The sequence below is a fragment of the Pantoea sp. WMus005 genome (assembly GCF_013415305.1).
GTDB lineage: Bacteria > Pseudomonadota > Gammaproteobacteria > Enterobacterales > Enterobacteriaceae > Pantoea > Pantoea rara.
Genome location: NZ_JACBXU010000007.1, coordinates 103,447 through 118,034, shown reverse-complemented (window position 1 = coordinate 118,034; position 14,588 = coordinate 103,447). Strand labels below are relative to the sequence as shown.

Genomic DNA, 14,588 nt, shown 5'->3' with positions numbered 1-14,588 from the left:
GCACCGGTCACGCTTTTTTTGTTTTTGCGCCCTGCAGAGATGTTTTTGCTCATCCTTTCTTCCTGCTTTATCTCCGTTAAAGCACCTGGCGTGAAGTAACCCTGACGGCAGCATCGTATACACTACAATGCTGAAAACGGCTCTATAAACCCTTGTCTCTTTTTTTGCCTGCGCGGATATTCAGCGCCCTACCGGAAAAATGCCATGTTTCACCTGATTTTCAGCTTACCCAGCTGGTATGTTATTGCGCGCGTCATTATTCCATTATCCATGCCTCTGGCCATCAAGATCCTGCTTTCAGCACTGGTGCTGCTGGCCTCACAATATCTGCTGGTAAGCCGCTTTACCTCGGGCGGGATGTTCTCCGCCGAAATGCCTCGCATCGTCATCATCTTATTTAACTGGGCGTACAGCACTGTGCTGCTGCTGGCACTGCTTCAGATGCTGATGGATGCGGTCATGCTGATCGCCCTGTTGCTGCGTCATCCGCTGGAGCTGGTTCCCGGTGTTCGCTATCTGGCCGTCGTGCTGGCAATGGCGATGGCTGCCTTTGGCGTACAGCAGGCAATACGGGTGCCGCCAGTCAAAGAGGTGACGCTGGTACTGCCCAACCTTCCGGCTGAGTTCGATGGCTATCAGCTGCTGCAACTGACCGACCTTCACATCACCCGATTATTTAATGCGGCCTGGACTGCCGCGATGGTTGAACGGGCGATGTCTCTTAAAGCCGATCTGATTGTGGTGACGGGGGATGTGATCGATGGCAGCCTGGAGCATCGACGGCATGACGTTGCACCGCTGCGCAAGCTGGCAGCACCGGACGGCGTATGGGCCATCACCGGCAACCACGAATATTTCTTCCATCAGGCGATCTGGACGGCGCATCTGGCCTCACTGGGCCTACAGCCCCTGCTCAACAGCCATACCGTTATCGAGCGCGGAGCCGCAAAACTGGTGATTGCTGGCCTGCCGGACGCCTCCGCGCCAGGCAGGAACGCGACCGGTCCGGATCTGGCCCGTGCACTGGAACAGGCACCTGAAAGCGCGCCGGTGATTCTGCTGGATCATCAGCCACGAAATGCCCACCAGAACGCGGCGCAGGGGGTAGATGTGCAGCTCTCCGGCCATACGCATGGCGGCCTGATTATCGGGCTGGACCGGCTGTTTGCTAAACCCAATGCCGGGTTTGTCTCCGGGCTTTATCAGGTCGACGGAATGCAGCTCTATGTGAATAACGGCACGGCACTCTGGCCAGGCATGGCGGTCAGGCTGGGCCGTCCCTCGGAACTGACCCGGATTACGCTGCGCCGCCAGCCGTAATCGCGTGACGAAATAGCCTCAGGAAAGTGCGGTTTTCACAGGTGTGCATAAGCTTGAGTGAAACAAAGGAGATCACGATGACGATGTTATGTACCGCCTGTGGGACCGCTTATCCCTCTGCAGCCCCCGATCAGCACTGTAAAATCTGTGAGGATGAACGTCAGTATGTTCCGGCTGCGGGTCAGCGCTGGATCGCGTTTGATGAATTGCGCGCCAGCCACGCTAATAAGTGGACGGCGCATAACGATGCGCTATTAAGCCTTAAAACCGTACCTGAGTTTGCCATCAACCAGCGCGCTTTTCTGCTGCGTACGCCGCACGGCAACGTGCTATGGGACTGCATTGCCAACCTGGATGATGCCACTTATACGCTTATTGCCGCGCTGGGTGGCATTGATGCTATCGCGATTTCACATCCGCACTACTACACCACCATGCAGGAGTGGGCTGAGGCGTTTAACGCCCCTGTTCATCTGCATGCATACGATCGGCAATGGATTGTGAGGGAGAGTCCGCATATCCAGCTCTGGCAGGGTGAGTCGCTGACGCTGATGCCCGGTGTGACGCTGTTACGGCTGGGCGGCCATTTTCCCGGTGGCAGCGTGCTGCACTGGGACGAAGACGAAGGCGTGATTCTGGCGGGTGATATTATTCAGGTGACGCCGGGTGCGCATGGCGTGTCCTTTATGTGGAGCTACCCGAATATGCTTCCGCTGTCATCCGCCACCGTGGGTGACATCATGCATCGGCTCTCCGGTGTGACGTTCGGACAGCTTTATGGCGCGTTTGAAGGTCAGGATATTCATCATCAGGCAAAAGAGAAAGTGATGGGGTCAGGAGAGAAGTATCTGGCCTGTCTGCAGGATCATCAGGCGTAGCGGACGATAAACGCGGAGAAGGGAACAGCCGCCCACAGGTGGCGGCTGTTTTAACTCACTTATGCGGTCTGGAATACCGCGACCATTGTACGCAACTGACCTGCGCGCGAAGCGAGTTCCTCTGCAGAAGAGGCAGACTCTTCGACCAGCACGGCGTTCTGCTGCGTCACCTGATCCATCTGGTTCACCGCAATATTAACCTGCGAAATACCGCTGCTCTGCTCTTCAGATGAAGCAGAGATATCGCGCATCAGCTGAGAGGTCTGTTCAATCGCGCTGACGCTCTGCTTCACTTTGTCGCCTGCGTTCTGGGCCATCGCGATCCCTTCATGCGCATGCGTCACCGACTGCTCGATCAGGCTCTTGATCTCTTTCGCTGCACTGGCTGAACGTTGTGCCAGCGCACGCACTTCCGACGCAACAACGGCAAAGCCTTTGCCCTGTTCACCCGCGCGTGCCGCTTCAACGGCCGCATTCAGTGCCAGGATATTGGTCTGGAAAGCGATGCTGTCGATGACGGAGGTGATCTCTTCAATCTGTCCCGAACTGCCACGGATTTTGTGCATCGTCTGCATCACGGAATCCATCGCTGCGCCGCTTAACAGTGCCGCCTGAGTTGCTGATTCTGCGCGATCAGAGGCAAAGCGGGTGTTATCCGCATTCTGCTGAATGATTGAAGCCAGTTGTTCCATACTGGCCGCTGTTTCAGCGAGTGAAGCGGCCTGCTGTTCGGTGCGTGACGAAAGGTCGCCATTGCCACGTGCAATCTCTTCAGAGGAGTTGGCGATGGTGGCTGCATTGCCTTTGATATCCGAAACAAGCTGGGCAAGACGCTGCTGCATCCGCATTAATGCATTCAAGAGTTCAGCCATTTCATTGCTGCCGGAAACAGTCAGCGCTGCCGTCAGATCGCCAGCCGCGACACGACTGGCAACTTCGACCGCTTCTTTTACCGGACGGGTGACAGAACGGGTGATCATCACAGCGAGCAGAATGGCCAGCAACGCGATGGTGAGCAGGCCTGCCAGCAGCAGGTATTGCGCCTGACGACGTTCCTGAATCTGCGTTTGCATCATTCCTTCCAGACGATGGCTGGTTTGTTCCCCCAGCTCACCGTAACGGTTGATCGCCTGAGTAAAGACACGTACATAGTCAACCGGCGTCACGCTGGCATGACCGCTGACAAAAACACTATCAGCCAAATTCAGCGCACTCAGTGCCTGCTGGTTAGCATCCTGTGCGAGGTTTCCAAAAGTGGTTTTAAGATCCGGCTCAATGGCAAATACTTTATCTATGTTACTGCTGAACTGTCTCAGCGCCGTTCTGCCATAATCAAGCTGGAATGCCATACGGCTGCGATCTGCATCCGATACATTTCCCCCAGCAATCAGCGAAGTGCCGTTAGCACGAATCTGCCCCAGCGTTTCAGTTAGCTGCGGCAGACGACTAAAGATACTGACGATTAGCTGATAGGTGTTCAGATCGGCGTCCAGAGATAGCTGATAGAAATCAAGTACATCCTGATTAGTATCGAGCAGCGTCTGGATCAGCTGAGCGTGTCTCGTCAGGCTGGTATCCAGCGTAAGTCTGCCTGCATTGATATCGTTCTGCAGCTGGCTCCACTCCTGATTAACACGCTCCAGCCGCTTAAGAGGCAGCGCCAGCTCATCATCTTTGCGTAAATCGTCAGCGATTGTTTGAGATAAGCTATTAACTTCACTAACCAACGCCATGCGTGGCGCGTTATCAGGCTTGTTCAGTGAGATAGCGATCGCGCTTTGCGCACGGTGCCGCTGCAAGAGATTCAGTAGCTTGAGTACCTCTCTTTCAACCGGTATACCGGTCAGTTCCACATTCTTTGTGTCAATTAGCTGATTGCCTGTCTGAATAAACAAAAATGTAGGTAAAATAAACAGCACCAGCGCAAAAGATCCCAGTAACAGGAATTTCGCTGGCAGATTAATCCGGTCGAGTAATTTTTTCATTCTTTTCCGCTCTGGTGTATGAGGCGTGCAGGTGAGCCCTGGACAAAATAAGGTTTGTAATTTTATTTTTACTTCTTCTTTTACATAGCCAGACGTGCTTCATGCAGCACGGTGTTGGTATGAAGAGATGAGTTTTGTATGAAATTCAGAAACACATATAACAACAGAAAGGAGTATAGATTGCGTTCCGTTATTTTTCAGTGAATAAAATGACGATATTTACTGCAAGATTAGCCTAACTCAAACTTAAAAATAACCATATATATCATAAAGATAAAAAACAAACCCTTCAGCGGGCACCTTAAGCCGTTAGCGTGTCTTCAGCATTATTGTTTTGAAAATAAAGAAATTAAAGTCGACTCAGAAATCGCCGATAACAAATATCTGCGCTCTATCTGATTAATTATCATTACGCTATTAGCCGAAAATAAAATCCAAGAAAAAAATAAACCTAATTATATAACTCTAAAGAGTAACTTCTTTTTTAGTAATGAAATCGATTTCATTTTATTTAAAAGACGTTGTTGTATTGATTAATACTAAAAAAAAGCCCCCACAGTGTGGAGGCCATTATGGTATTGGTAAACTGTTAAAAACTTTCCCAGTTCGCCTTCGTCATGTCGATGGCCTGGCGCTCGGGCTGCTTTGTCTGCAATACCGGACGACGCAGAGCTGCGGTCTGCTGCGACTTTGCGACACGGTGATTGCTCTCCAGCGTAAAGGTCGCCACCAATCCTGCCAGCGTCTCTGCCTGCTCCTGCAGCGACTTAGAAGCAGATGAGGCCTCCTCCACCAGCGAGGCGTTCTGCTGCGTCACTTCATCCATCTGGCCAATCGCCTGATGAACCTGCTCAATGCCTTTGCTCTGCTCAGAGGTTGCTGCGGCAATCTCATTGACCAGATCAGCTACCTGCTGAATCGCCTGGCGGACATTTTCACTGTTTGCACCAACACCGCTAGCCTGTTCTAAACCGTGCTCAACCTGTGAAACTGATGTGGAAATCAGCTCTTTGATTTCACGGGCAGCAGAAGAGGAGCGCTGCGCCAGATTACGCACTTCTGAGGCGACCACGGCGAAGCCGCGACCATGCTCACCGGCACGCGCGGCTTCAACGGCCGCATTCAGTGCCAGAATATTGGTCTGGAACGCAATGCCTTCAATCAGCCCGGTGATTTCAGAGATTTTGGCAGAGCTGCCGCGGATCTCATCCATCGTGCTGAGCATCTGCTTCACCGCCGACCCATTCTGGATTGACATGTTATTGGCATTATTCACCAGGCTGCTGGCCTGATGCGCACCTTCTGAGTTCTGACGCACCGTTTCACTCAGTGTTGCCATACTGGCAGACGTCTGCTCCAGTGAAGCAGCCTGTTCTTCCGTGCGCGCAGAAAGATCCTCATTGCCAGCGGCGATCTGCGTTGAACCGGTACTGACCGATTGTGCGGCATGACTGACCGACAGAAGCGTGCCAGAAACGCGGGCCAGCAGCTGGTTAAATGCCATTGCCGTTTTACCAATCTCATCCTTACTGCGGACTTCGGCGGTGTGGGTCAGGTCAAGCGTATGACTGACCTGCGTCATGGTATTCACCATGCCAGAGAGGCTCTTTTTGATGCCCAGAATCACCTTAGTGGAGAAAGCGGCCAGTATCAGAATAAGCAGCAAGGACCCGCCAGACATCATCCACAGCGTCCTGTTATAAATACGCTTATTCTCAGTTCTGAGCTGTTCGCCAATATCGATGTTCAGCTGAATCTGACGGGTGAAATCCGCTTCCATCTTACGGGCTGCAGCGCCAATACCGTTCTCGCTCTGTAATAACGGCAGTGTGACCGCATCATTGTGGGCGCGTGAGGCAGCAATAAACGCTGGCAATGCATTACGGACCGCCTCCAGGTTTTTATCGGCCTGCTCCGTCATTCCTTTGTCTTCATCGTTTGAGATGTCGTTCGCCATATAAAAATCATTAAGCGACTTAATCTGCGTCAGCAGATTCTCAATACGCTGTTCCGCCTCGGGGAATTTCGTCGCATCAGTGGTACTGTGATGGCGATAAAGCGCAATACCTAGCTGATTGGTCACGCTGATTGATTTATTGAGATCACGAATGCTGGGTATCGCGTTCATCTGTACATATTCAAAACGCGACTGGAAGCCCGAAATCACTGACAAAGAGATAATCACCAACGCAATCAGTGACATTGCGAGCAGTGAAAAAATCAATACCAGACGTTGTGTAATAGTCATACTTGTCCCCGGACAAAAAAATTAATTTGAATATGCTTTAAAACTGGATCGTTCTTATCGGCGCTTAACTGCAGGGCTTTAATTAATGGCAGGGGATATATTTTTTTATTTTTCCTTGCGAATGAACCAAAGTGTGCCATGCAGAAAAATAATCTGGATTTCACTCCCTTTCATTTTGACACACCTTTTTACACCTCTTCATACTGTTGAAACCGCCGTTATCATCCGGAGTCTGTTTTCTACTGCCCGGTGGTCATAATTACCCACCAGCGCCCATGATTGGGAATCTGATGATTAGCCTGCTAATTCAACAAATTATCTGACGATAAATGTTATTTTGTGGGAATTTTAAAGACGCAAAATTCTGCAGGAGACGCAAAATGACTGGGTGGATAAAGTGGCATAGCCGGAGAGCACAAAAGCCTGAAGCCTGACTGACATCAGCGCCTCTGATAAGTCAATGATGCGCAGCCGGGGGTCGCGAGACATCACTATGAGGTTTTAACCATTCGTGGCAGGACCAGAATAAATCAGCGAAATCACTGGCAGAATGCTGATTCTGGTCTATGCTCACTGGCCCGACCAGAGTTTAGTCGCCTGGATAGCAATAACGCTTAAAATAAAAAAGGTAGTTGTCATGGATTTAGCCACATTTGAAACCAGAACGGGTCTTTGGCCACACATGCAGTTCACAGATGTAGAATATGATGTTTGCAGCGCTGGCGTAGAGATTTACGCCATTGATGTCAGTCGTCAGACCAAGAGTAAACTGTTTATTTGTCGCGTCACCAGCGAACAGCAGGCAGCAGCGCTGACAGCTCAGTTCAAAGAGTGGTTGCCAAAGTTAAAGCTTAAAAAACGCAAGGTTGCTCTGAACCTGGCGCGTATGGCCTGCGACAAGAGTTATCCCGCCAATCCTAAATTCCAGGATCGTTCTGACATGCGACGGAACTCCACCAGGCTCTGATGCCCGCTTCAGCCTCTGCATATCATCGCAGGCAGGCTGAAAATGGTTTCCCGCTCTGCGGCAAGTGTTAATCGCGCGCCGCAGGAACCTGAAACAGCCGCCATTCACCCTCCTCAGTCGAGATATCACTGAAAGTGGTAATATGCATCTCAATCCATGTATTTGCCGCGCGAAGCGTGTGAGGTGAATTGCGCTGTTCCAGTTCAGCGACAAAATCACGGGTGCTTACCGTAAACTGACCAGAATCATCCCGCCTCATCGCCTCTCTGAATGCTCTCCACACCTCATCATCCTGCGACATATCATTTACCTCACAACGGCTATCAGCTTAAAATACACTGTGTGTATAAACAGTATATTTATTCCCTGAAGGGGTCAAGTCTGTGCAGTAAAGCTGGCTCAGATTGCAATGCGACGTCTGAATTCAGGCCATTTTTAGCATAAGCATCTGGCTGAAAAGGACTTTAAGCCTAATCTTAGAAATCGTTTTCATGCCGAATTAACCTATTGATTAAAATAGAGATCTTGTATCGTTAGCTTTTTAATTATTTGATATCTAAATAAAAAAAGGGTTAACCGTAGCGGCACAAAGCCCGGTTTTGCCTTATCTTTAAATGGCTCTGTAATGAAATCCACTTCTTTTACAGAGTGAATTGACTCCTACCCTTGCCCCCTTTTACAGGGGGCACTTTTTCAGATAACGCAGATGTCGACATCAACCTGTCACTGCTCATCGGCAACGTTAACCCGCCGTCTGAAAAAACGGGTGGATTTGTAACCTTATAATTCATTTGCCGGGCTTAAATCACCAGAAGCTCAGAACAGCTGATTGAATATCAAGGCAATTTTCTGCGATATCAGAAAAACTGATTTTTATCCGCCTGAAACCCTGCCATAACGACATGGTAAGGAGAGTAAAAAACGCGTAATAATCAGGCACTACCGGATTGACCGGCGCCTCACCAGGGATGCCGTAACGTTATAATAAAGCGCTATTTATGCTGTTCGCCCCCGCTTTTGTGGGGGCTTTTATTCTCTCCTGATTCTCCGCCCGAGTCCTGTCGCAAAGCGATCCGCTGTGCAGATCGTCAAAATCTGAAGTATTCCCTGAACCTATGGTCAGACTGATGCCTTAAGCAGAAGGATATAACGGCCGCAGTTGTGCTCTTAACCATTAAAATTTCTGTGTTATGGTTAATCTGTCACTTTCTGCCATATGAGTCTGCTTATGCTCTCCACCCTTATTTACCGTAGCCAGCTTTCGGATACTGTTTCGCCAGAGAGATTAAAGGCGTTGGTGGAGCATTCAAGTATTAAAAATGCCGCGGCGAAAGTGACCGGGATCCTGCTTTATGACGGGCAGCACTTTTTTCAGGTGCTGGAGGGTACCGTTGACAACGTTAACGCGGTATTTGAGCGTATCTGCCGGGATGATCGGCACTATAACCTGATTGAGCTGATGCGGGATTACGCGCCCGCCCGTCGCTTCGGCCATGCCGGAATGGCGCTGTTTGATTTGCGTGACTATGAGAAGCACACCGTAGTGGATGCGCTGCTGAAGCGGGTTACCCTGAATGATGAGCGCATCAAACATGACCGGGTCGTGAAGTTCCTGCGTTCGTTTGTCGAGGGACGGGATAAAGAGACGTTTATCGGGATCGATCCCGCCAGCAGCTGGGCGCTGACCTCACCTGTTACCACGAATATTCAGTCCTCCTGGCAACCAGCAGCGGATCAGCGCTGTCAATTTGCGCTCCAGCCTATCGTGGATACCGCAAATCGGCAGATTGTTTCCTGCGAAGCGCTGATACGCGGTCTGCACGGCGCCTCGCCCGCAGACTACTTTTCACAGTTGCAGGAAAGCGAGCGCTACCAGGCCGATCTGCACTCTAAAACCTACGCTTTTCAGCTTGCCAGACATTTGGGATTGCGGGAGCAGACGCTCTCCGTCAACCTGCTGCCCATGTCGCTGGTGGTCATCGACGATGCGGTCGATCTTCTTATCCAGCAAATCAGACAACAGGGATTACAGCCCGAGCAGGTCGTGGTTGAGGTAACCGAAGATGAGATCATCTCGCGCTTCGACAAATTCCAGTTCGCGGTTCAGCAGCTAAAAGCCGCCGGAATCAGCCTGGCACTTGACGATTTTGGCGCTGGTTTCGCGGGTCTGTCGCTGTTAGCTGATTTCCAGCCTGACAAAGTTAAAATTGACCGAAAGCTGATCACCGATATTCACCGCAGCGGCCCGCGTCAGGCGATTGTTCTTGCTATCCTTAAATGCTGTCAGGCGCTGGAGATTACTGTCATCGCGGAAGGGGTTGAAAAAATAGAAGAGTGGCTGTGGCTGGAAGGTGCGGGAGTCCGCTATTACCAGGGCTTTCTGTTCGCCCGCCCTGCCCTGAACGCACAGCCTGCCGTGAGCTGGCCGGCACGCCGCCTGGAATAAATACAACTGAATTAAGCCCGCTTTTCCTCTCCTTTTGCCTGGAGTTTGACCCCGCTCACACCGCTTCGCTGCAAAAAGCAAAAGCTGTGCCATGCTTGATCTATCTGACAGCCAACAGGCAAAACAGATACTCATCAGGTCCCTGAATAACAACCGGAATTGGGAGAATCACCATGAACGAAGATCGCATTAGCGGTAACTGGAAGCAGTTCAAAGGTAAGGTTAAGGAAAAATGGGGTGATCTTACGGATGATGATATGACAATGGTAGAAGGTAAGCGCGATCAGCTGGTCGGGAAAATTCAGGAACGCTACGGTTACGAGAAAGACCGTGCCGAAAAAGAAGTGAAAGAGTGGGAAGATTCCAACAAGTACCACTGGTAACACGTTCTTCATGGCCGGGCGTTTCTGCGCCCGGTAACTGCCCTGCCGTTTCTCTCCCTTTGTTATCCTCTGTCATGCTGAAATCTCACTCTGGCGAGTTGAGTGATGAAAAAGGCGGAAACAGCCTCTGCCATTCCCGCCCTGTTCACATTACTGATGTTCAAGAGTACGCGGCCCGCCGATCGCAATCGGAATACGTCGCGGTTTCTCGCTCTCTGGTATTTCCTGGATCATATCGATGTTAAGTAAACCCTCGGACAGCGTCGCGCCGGTAACCTTCATGTGTTCCGGAATAGAAAAGCTCAGCTGGAAATTGTGTCGGGAAATGCCACGATGGATCCAGCTGCTGTTCTTTTCCCGTTCCTCGCCAGACGTCTCCTGGGCGGCTGTTTCTCTGTGTCCCGCGACAGAAAGCTGTCCGCCACGTAACTCAATCTCCAGCTCATCCTCTTTCCAGCCGGGTACGCTGACGGTCAGCGTATAGCGGTTGTCTCCGACGCGCTGCAGATCGTAAGCAGGCGCGCTGGTTACCGGGTTGTCGCCAGTCAGCTGACTGAACAATTTATCAATGCGGTTAAAGCGGTCTGAAAACACAGAATCAGCCAGCGAAGGGAAAACGGAAAATTGTTTTACTGACATAGTGATAATCTCCTGAACAGGTTCATCCAAAAGTTCATCTGACCGGTATCCGATTACCGATCATCTTCATAAATAGGGAGCAGATCTCATCTTTCAAGTCGGGAAATAAAATTTTTTTAGCGTTATCTGACAGCCGCTTACCCGTTAAATTAATCTCATGGCATTAACGCAGCCGCTATTTTTTGCTCTGGGGTGTAAGAATGAAATGAGGATGACGGCCAGCCAGTAATAACAGCAACTCATATTCACCCTGACTTAGCAATGTAGGATTACCTGCGGCTTCTTTGGTTTGCCAGACTCTCAGGCTTAGGTCAAAACGCTCAGCAGCGCTCTGCTGTGACAGCCCGGCGGCAAGGCGAAGTTCACGCACGTTACTCTGGACAATCACAGGCGACTGGGGGGGACGATTAACCAAACAAAGACTCCTTCAACATGATGAAAATGCAAAAGCACAGCGCTTCGCGATCAATAAAAGCGAAGCGACCAGAAAGTAATAAGGATGACAAGACCACAGAATAATTGACTATTTTGCATAATTGTCAAATTTCAGACTGAACATTTATGCCTGGTTTTTTATAAGCGAAGCGGTATATTTCGTCCTGATGGCGACTTTTCTATTTCCTTAGAGTGCCTTATTCGCCGCGCCAGGAATTATCCTGATATTTGCCTTAAGGATGATTCAGGGATTAATCCGCTACCTCACTGCTCCTTTCTTCATCAGGATAGATGTTTAGTCTGAGGTTGTTCTTCAGGCTGCATCATTGAAACCAGAGGAGGATAATAAATGAAAAATCCTATCCAGCGTCGTTCGCCAGACGATCTGTCGCAGGTGGAAATTCGTGAACAGTGGCAAATTACCTACTGGACCCAGGAACTGAGGACGACCCAGGAAAGGCTGACGCGCGCCATCCGCGAGCGAGGCCCGACAACTGAACAGGTCCGGGACTGGCTTGAGCAAAACCCGCCGCCACGTCGCCCGACTCAGGCATCAAACGGCATTAAAGGTTAACCTGATTGCTGGCTGAAGCGCTGGATAACCGCCAGCGTCGCGGTGGATGGGCCTGCATCAGTCAAAAGTATGCTGACAGGTCATATCTGCCGTTCTGCGCCACTTCCCTGCTTTTGCTTTGCATTTTAATAGTTTACCTGCCGCCTGAGTTTGCAGTAACAATCTAATCTCAAAGAGCCGCCTCTTTTCCCAGTAAAACTGACTTAGAAATAATATTAACTATCCTGAATGTTTATTCATCTCCTGACGGAGAGTCATCATTAACCGCCTTCTGAAAAATCTGCTCATGCCTATATAAAATGAATAAATGTAAATAAACCTCACCTCTTCGATTAAATTTTCGAATCGTAAACACGCCTTTAATGCGTTAAAGAAAATATTAAGAGACACCCGCCGCATAGTCACTTATCATCAGCATGAAAATAAAAATCACACTATATTTCCTGCCGCCCGAATCACATTTCGCTCCGGACAGTTTTCTTTTTTCGCTCCGTAATCAAACGGTGCGGGGGTTCTACACACATGCTTAACAATCTCAACGGCGACAACGAACGCCGAAGCCGCGCTTTACAGGCGCTGCGTGACCCGGATGAAAGCCGCGATGAAGTTCTGCGAAAGTTTGTCCGCTTAGCCAGTCAGGCTCTGGGTATTCCCGGCAGCTTTATCTCAGTGCTGGATGATGAGTTTCAGACCGTACGCGCGTCACACAATTTTGATCTGCAACGCTCAACCCGCGCAGATTCACTTTGTCGCCACGTAGTTGACAGTGACAGCGCTGTAATCGTCCCTGATACGTATCATGATGCGCGTTTTGTCACGCATCCTTTGATCACCGGCTCTCCCTTTATTCGATTTTATGCCGGTGTGCCACTTAAAACCCGCGACGGTATTATTCTGGGCACGCTCTGTGTGACCGACACCCAGCCACAGGCATTTGCCAGTGATCAGGTGACGACACTCACGCTGCTCTCCACGCTGGTGATGTCCTTCCTGGAAGCCTGGCATGCGGCAGGATTCACCGATCCGGTGACCGGGCTGCCTAACCGTCAGCGCCTGATACGGGATTTACAGTATCTGGCCGTGGCCGGCGATACCACGCCACGCCGTCTCGTTCTGATTGACTGCATCGATATGTCACGTGCTTACGAGCTGGCACGCACTATGGGAATGACGCCGGTCGAGAGTCTGCTGAAAGATATGGCCACGCTGCTGCCGCTGCGCCTGCGTCCGGCGGTTGGGGAGATGATCTATACGGTGGCCACGGGCCGGTTTGCCATCCTGACCCGGGCGGATAGCCGACTCAGTGCAGCCTGGGTAGCCGGTCGTCTGGAAGGGATTAGTGCAGACATGGACGATGGTCTTTCGGTCGCACTGACGCCCCATACCGGTGAAGCTGGCTTTGTTGCGGGCAGCATGCCAGCGTCTGAAATATTACGTCGTGCAGTCAGTGCACTGAATGATGCGGTCGGGCGCGGGCTGCCCTCTCAGCGTTTTGACGCCGAGGCAGAAACCCAGCGTTCTGAAGATTTCATGCTGATGACCGATCTGAAAAAGGCGTTACAGGAAAACAGTGGGCTCTATATGGTGTATCAGCCAAAAATTTGTCTGCACAGTGGTAAGCCGGTGGGTCTGGAAGCGCTTATCCGCTGGCAACATCCCAGCCGGGGCGAGCTCTCTCCTGGCGCGTTTATCCCCCTCGCTGAACAGACCGATCTGCTCTCTGTGCTGACCGCCTGGATTATCGATCAGGCCGTGGAACGCCTCAGCCGTCTGCGTAATAACTGCATCCAGTTGCCACTAACGATAAACGTCAGCGTACGCGATTTTGCGCGTGAAGGCTTTGCTTCTGCACTGGAAAGTAAGATGGCCAGGTCTAAGCTGCCTACCTCTTTGCTGGGAATCGAATGCCTGGAAACAGAACGTATCCTTGAAAGCCCGACCGCCCTGCGCGGACTGGAAATGCTCAGAGAGAGAGGATTCACCATTTCACTCGATGATTTTGGCACTGGCTACAGCAATATCAGTTATCTGCGTCGTATGCCGCTGGATGTGATTAAGCTGGATCGTACCCTGATCAGTGAGCTTTCCTCAGATACTGCTTCACGCATCATTGCCCGCAGCATTATCGCTATGCTCAAAGAGCTGGACTATACCGTCGTGGCAGAAGGCGTCGAGAGTCCGGATGCCGTGACCTCTCTGACAGAGTATGGCTGCGATCAGGCTCAGGGCTATTTCTATTCTAAGCCGCTTAGAGAGGAAGCACTGGATCACTGGCTTCACTGGAAACTGCGTGGCGAGTGTCATTAAAGCGGCGTGAACGCGATCTGATATCAGATCGCGCTCTCATCTCTTAGATCAAGACAGGCACTCTCATTTTATTAGTTCAAAATATTTGACTTATTTCAGCAAAACTTAGCTATTTCAGTTCGGCATGATCGCGCCTATGATTCATTCCATCGAGGCAGCACGCCTCTCTCTGAATAAAAAAGCTGAGAAATTGACTATGAAATCCATCAAAACTTTCGTTGCTCTTACTGCACTAATGGTTTCTTTCGGTAGTTTTGCCGGGAGCATCACAGCTACCGCTTCGACACTGGATGCTGCTGAAGCGAAAGTTGCGGCGCAAGCCAAAGATGCTGGCGCATCCTATAAAATCATCGGTGCACGTGTTGATAATCGTGCTTATATCTCTGCTGAGCTGATTAAATAACGT

At 50.6% G+C, this 14,588-nt stretch carries 13 protein-coding genes; 8 read left to right on the top strand and 5 right to left on the bottom strand.

From position 1 onward, the window contains the following. Nucleotides 1-204: 204 nt before the first annotated feature. Nucleotides 205-1,320, top strand: coding sequence for a metallophosphoesterase (locus HZZ01_RS19800; RefSeq protein ID WP_179899147.1), 1,116 nt, complete (start codon nt 205-207; stop codon nt 1,318-1,320). A 77-nt stretch (nt 1,321-1,397) separates the two neighbouring features. Then, nucleotides 1,398-2,198 (top strand): MBL fold metallo-hydrolase, encoded by an 801-nt coding sequence (locus tag HZZ01_RS19795; RefSeq protein WP_179899146.1) that lies wholly within the window; start codon nt 1,398-1,400, stop codon nt 2,196-2,198. A gap of 59 nt (nt 2,199-2,257) precedes the next feature. On the opposite strand, the gene HZZ01_RS19790 is transcribed toward HZZ01_RS19795, so the two are convergent. Both HZZ01_RS19790 and HZZ01_RS19785 read right to left on the bottom strand, forming a co-directional pair. Beyond that, on the bottom strand, nt 2,258-4,183 hold the full coding sequence (locus tag HZZ01_RS19790; protein ID WP_179899145.1) for a methyl-accepting chemotaxis protein: 1,926 nt from the start codon (nt 4,181-4,183) through the stop codon (nt 2,258-2,260). Nucleotides 4,184-4,772: 589 nt separating this feature from the next. Continuing rightward, entirely contained in the window at nt 4,773-6,431 is a 1,659-nt protein-coding gene (locus HZZ01_RS19785; protein WP_179899144.1) for a methyl-accepting chemotaxis protein, read from the bottom strand. A gap of 550 nt (nt 6,432-6,981) precedes the next feature. On the opposite strand from HZZ01_RS19785, the gene HZZ01_RS19780 reads away from it, so the two are divergent. Next, nucleotides 6,982-7,398 carry a hypothetical protein gene (locus tag HZZ01_RS19780; protein ID WP_255434371.1) on the top strand — a complete coding sequence of 139 codons (417 nt, stop codon included), beginning with the start codon at nt 6,982-6,984 and terminating at the stop codon, nt 7,396-7,398. A 67-nt stretch (nt 7,399-7,465) separates the two neighbouring features. Here HZZ01_RS19780 and HZZ01_RS19775 read toward each other — a convergent pair whose 3' ends face one another. Continuing rightward, the gene (locus HZZ01_RS19775; protein WP_179899143.1) at nt 7,466-7,699 is read right to left on the bottom strand and encodes a DNA polymerase V subunit; all 234 of its coding nucleotides are present in this window, start codon (nt 7,697-7,699) and stop codon (nt 7,466-7,468) included. Nucleotides 7,700-8,626: 927 nt separating this feature from the next. On the opposite strand from HZZ01_RS19775, the gene HZZ01_RS19770 reads away from it, so the two are divergent. Together HZZ01_RS19770 and HZZ01_RS19765 are read left to right on the top strand one after the other, a co-directional pair. Further along, on the top strand, nt 8,627-9,844 hold the full coding sequence (locus HZZ01_RS19770) for a diguanylate phosphodiesterase (protein ID WP_179899142.1): 1,218 nt from the start codon (nt 8,627-8,629) through the stop codon (nt 9,842-9,844). Between the two features lie 173 nt (nt 9,845-10,017). Then, nucleotides 10,018-10,227, top strand: coding sequence for a CsbD family protein (locus HZZ01_RS19765; RefSeq protein WP_179899141.1), 210 nt, complete (start codon nt 10,018-10,020; stop codon nt 10,225-10,227). A 150-nt stretch (nt 10,228-10,377) separates the two neighbouring features. Here HZZ01_RS19765 and HZZ01_RS19760 read toward each other — a convergent pair whose 3' ends face one another. Next, a complete protein-coding gene (locus HZZ01_RS19760) occupies nt 10,378-10,866 on the bottom strand; it encodes an Hsp20 family protein (RefSeq protein ID WP_179899140.1) in 489 nt (162 codons plus the stop codon). Between the two features lie 175 nt (nt 10,867-11,041). Then, nucleotides 11,042-11,281, bottom strand: a complete 240-nt coding sequence (locus HZZ01_RS19755; RefSeq protein WP_179899139.1) for a transcriptional regulator — start codon at nt 11,279-11,281, stop codon at nt 11,042-11,044. A 369-nt stretch (nt 11,282-11,650) separates the two neighbouring features. Between HZZ01_RS19755 and HZZ01_RS19750 the strand changes: the two genes are divergently transcribed. The 3 genes from HZZ01_RS19750 to HZZ01_RS19740 all read left to right on the top strand — a co-directional run bounded on the left by HZZ01_RS19750 (nt 11,651) and on the right by HZZ01_RS19740 (nt 14,585). Then, on the top strand, nt 11,651-11,875 hold the full coding sequence (locus tag HZZ01_RS19750; protein WP_179899138.1) for a DUF3606 domain-containing protein: 225 nt from the start codon (nt 11,651-11,653) through the stop codon (nt 11,873-11,875). A 522-nt stretch (nt 11,876-12,397) separates the two neighbouring features. After that, entirely contained in the window at nt 12,398-14,182 is a 1,785-nt protein-coding gene (locus HZZ01_RS19745) for a bifunctional diguanylate cyclase/phosphodiesterase (protein WP_179899137.1), read from the top strand. Between the two features lie 196 nt (nt 14,183-14,378). Next, nucleotides 14,379-14,585: a YdgH/BhsA/McbA-like domain containing protein gene (locus HZZ01_RS19740; protein ID WP_179899182.1), complete on the top strand. Its 207-nt coding sequence runs from the start codon at nt 14,379-14,381 to the stop codon at nt 14,583-14,585. Nucleotides 14,586-14,588: the final 3 nt, after the last annotated feature.

Bases quoted from the DNA above. Each gene is read 5' to 3' on its own strand.
- HZZ01_RS19785 (WP_179899144.1), bottom strand. From the start codon at position 6,431: ATGACTATTACACAACGTCTGGTATTGATTTTTTCACTGCTCGCAATG.
- HZZ01_RS19790 (WP_179899145.1), bottom strand. From the start codon at position 4,183: ATGAAAAAATTACTCGACCGGATTAATCTGCCAGCGAAATTCCTGTTA.
- HZZ01_RS19750 (WP_179899138.1), top strand. From the start codon at position 11,651: ATGAAAAATCCTATCCAGCGTCGTTCGCCAGACGATCTGTCGCAGGTG.
- HZZ01_RS19795 (WP_179899146.1), top strand. From the start codon at position 1,398: ATGACGATGTTATGTACCGCCTGTGGGACCGCTTATCCCTCTGCAGCC.
- HZZ01_RS19780 (WP_255434371.1), top strand. From the start codon at position 6,982: ATGCTGATTCTGGTCTATGCTCACTGGCCCGACCAGAGTTTAGTCGCC.
- HZZ01_RS19740 (WP_179899182.1), top strand. From the start codon at position 14,379: ATGAAATCCATCAAAACTTTCGTTGCTCTTACTGCACTAATGGTTTCT.
- HZZ01_RS19760 (WP_179899140.1), bottom strand. From the start codon at position 10,866: ATGTCAGTAAAACAATTTTCCGTTTTCCCTTCGCTGGCTGATTCTGTG.
- HZZ01_RS19775 (WP_179899143.1), bottom strand. From the start codon at position 7,699: ATGTCGCAGGATGATGAGGTGTGGAGAGCATTCAGAGAGGCGATGAGG.
- HZZ01_RS19770 (WP_179899142.1), top strand. From the start codon at position 8,627: ATGCTCTCCACCCTTATTTACCGTAGCCAGCTTTCGGATACTGTTTCG.
- HZZ01_RS19745 (WP_179899137.1), top strand. From the start codon at position 12,398: ATGCTTAACAATCTCAACGGCGACAACGAACGCCGAAGCCGCGCTTTA.
- HZZ01_RS19765 (WP_179899141.1), top strand. From the start codon at position 10,018: ATGAACGAAGATCGCATTAGCGGTAACTGGAAGCAGTTCAAAGGTAAG.
- HZZ01_RS19800 (WP_179899147.1), top strand. From the start codon at position 205: ATGTTTCACCTGATTTTCAGCTTACCCAGCTGGTATGTTATTGCGCGC.